Raw genomic sequence first — 2,139 nt, forward strand, 5'->3', positions numbered from 1 at the left:
AAAAAAAAGATAGAAGAAAAATAAGAAAAAAAATGAAAAAAGCTTTTACCTATAGAGTCAAAAGCGAAACAAGAAGAATATGACAATCTAAAAAGAGAATGTGAAAGGAACGAATTATCGATTGGGATATTGAATACACTGAGAAAGTGCGCAGAAGCATTAACACCTAAAGTATCGGGTGATGTTGAATTTATATTCAAAGATTACATGACAGAAGGTAAAAATAAAGGAAAAGCTTTTAATGGTGCATTAAAAGCACTCGCAATAAAAAATATAACAATAACAAATTGCATTTCAGAGATGATAAAAAGCGGAGAAATTGAATCATGGAAATATTATGACGGCGAACAGGGAGAAACGAATCTTAAGAATGATATAGATAATATGCTTTACAAGTCATCTGAAAAAAACGTATAAAAATGAAGATAAAACAAAGTTGTGGAATGCTATGTTAATCGCATTTAAAAGATGTGCAGAAGAAACTGGATTAATACAAATGAATTTGTCCCCGGAACCGGAAGAATTTTTTAAGGAAATTTGTTTGTATTTCTATGCTTTTGAAAGTGCAGAAAAATTACCTCTTACTATCCAAAATGAAATGGATAAAAAACTAGGTAAAAAATAAGAAGTTATTCAAAAAGACTATCAAGTGATGTATTTAAAATATGAGTAATAGCGACGAGTTCACTGGCAGAAATATGAGCTAAATCTTTTTCATATTTTGAATAATTTTGTTTGGTGGTGCTGCATCCAAGAAGCTGCATCTGACGAACCATATAAGCCTGAGTATAGGAATGTTCAAGACGCAGCTTTTTAATATTACTGCCTAATGAAATTGCGTTATCGGATTTTACTTTAGAATCGGTAGCCACGTAGCACCTCCAAATACTTGATTGAATGCATTATAAAATGTTCAATCAAATATTTGGTCGCAATATTGCGACTTTGTGTTTGACTATTACGTGATTTTATGATATAGTAAGAGATGTAAAGCAGTGAATAATTTTTGCATATTACAAACTATAAAATGTAAAGGAGGAATGGAGTGTGAAGAAAAGAACATTAGCATTAGCAGCTTTAACAGCAGCCATGACACTTGGAATGAGTTTAACATCTTTCGCAGCTGAGGAGCCGACTTGGATCGTTCCTAAAGGATTATCTGCAGGTGAGTACCAGAGTACGTATGGTACTTCTACTTGGTACGTAGCTGAAGGTGTCGCTGATTGCAGAGCATGGGCGGAAGCAAATAAGGGTGACATTGTTGGCATACAGGATGAGATGGCTAGATATACGGCTATCGTCAACAAAGTTTGCGGATTCCTCACTTACGATATAAATTACAAGAATCCTCATATTGCCTATACGATCAGAGACAAGAAAGGCGTCTGCAGCGATTATACAGCTTTAACATTAGCATTATGTGAGAAGTGCAATATTAAGGCTGTAATGTCAGAAGGATCGCTTAATGGTGTGGAGCATAATATGGTAAAGGTGACAATTAACGGTAGCGAGTATTACAGCGATCCTACCAACTATGAATCTGGAGTTGTTGGGATTTTAGGAATGACTCCAGGCTACACTGAACTTTCTTGTGGTGGTGGGTTAGTATCTGCTAACTATTGTACTGGCTCATCCACAAGCATGAGCGATATTGCTGTTTGGAGTATGGATGCCGCAAAGACAGCACCGGCTAATACTACACCAGTAAAGAATAAGAGTGGTAATTATGTTTATATTCCCAATAGTGAGTTAGCTGATGCTGAGAATGGAAAGATTAGTTTTGTTGATTTATTTACAAAGTATGGTGTGTATAATTAAATATAGGAGATTGTAATGATCAGAATATACAAAAGAATTGTATCACTCTTTTTGAGTGTATTGTTATTACTGAGCATACCATTACAGGCTCTTGCTGATACTTTTAACGGAAATCCCCTATAAATGAGGATTTCCGTTTTTGATTAAAAAGATTATTTAGGAAATGGTTTAAAAGCGGAATTTCTTTGATACTTCTTCATCCATAAACTCTGAAAAATCACAAGGAAATGAACAGTTATTAAAGTTCATCACATTCAAAAAATTCGACTACTGTTTTATCAATTAAACCATCTTTCATTACTAAAGTAAGATAAAACATAG

The 2,139-nt window shown here is 34.1% G+C and carries 4 protein-coding genes; 3 read left to right on the top strand and 1 reads right to left on the bottom strand.

The window, feature by feature from the left end:
- Positions 1 to 129: 129 nt before the first annotated feature.
- Complete coding sequence (locus tag DWX76_RS13615; protein ID WP_118570879.1) at positions 130 to 417, top strand: hypothetical protein; 288 nt, start codon at positions 130 to 132, stop codon at positions 415 to 417.
- Between the two features lie 31 nt (positions 418 to 448).
- The gene (locus tag DWX76_RS14050; RefSeq protein ID WP_182429791.1) at positions 449 to 625 is read left to right on the top strand and encodes a hypothetical protein; all 177 of its coding nucleotides are present in this window, start codon (positions 449 to 451) and stop codon (positions 623 to 625) included.
- Between the two features lie 4 nt (positions 626 to 629).
- Here DWX76_RS14050 and DWX76_RS13620 read toward each other — a convergent pair whose 3' ends face one another.
- Entirely contained in the window at positions 630 to 872 is a 243-nt protein-coding gene (locus tag DWX76_RS13620) for a helix-turn-helix domain-containing protein (protein ID WP_118570880.1), read from the bottom strand.
- A 175-nt stretch (positions 873 to 1,047) separates the two neighbouring features.
- On the opposite strand from DWX76_RS13620, the gene DWX76_RS13625 reads away from it, so the two are divergent.
- Positions 1,048 to 1,818, top strand: coding sequence for a transglutaminase-like domain-containing protein (locus DWX76_RS13625; RefSeq protein ID WP_118570881.1), 771 nt, complete (start codon positions 1,048 to 1,050; stop codon positions 1,816 to 1,818).
- Positions 1,819 to 2,139 lie beyond the last annotated feature (321 nt).

This window comes from Clostridium sp. AF21-20LB, assembly GCF_003478795.1.
Taxonomy (GTDB): Bacteria; Bacillota; Clostridia; order Lachnospirales; family Lachnospiraceae; genus Otoolea; species Otoolea fessa.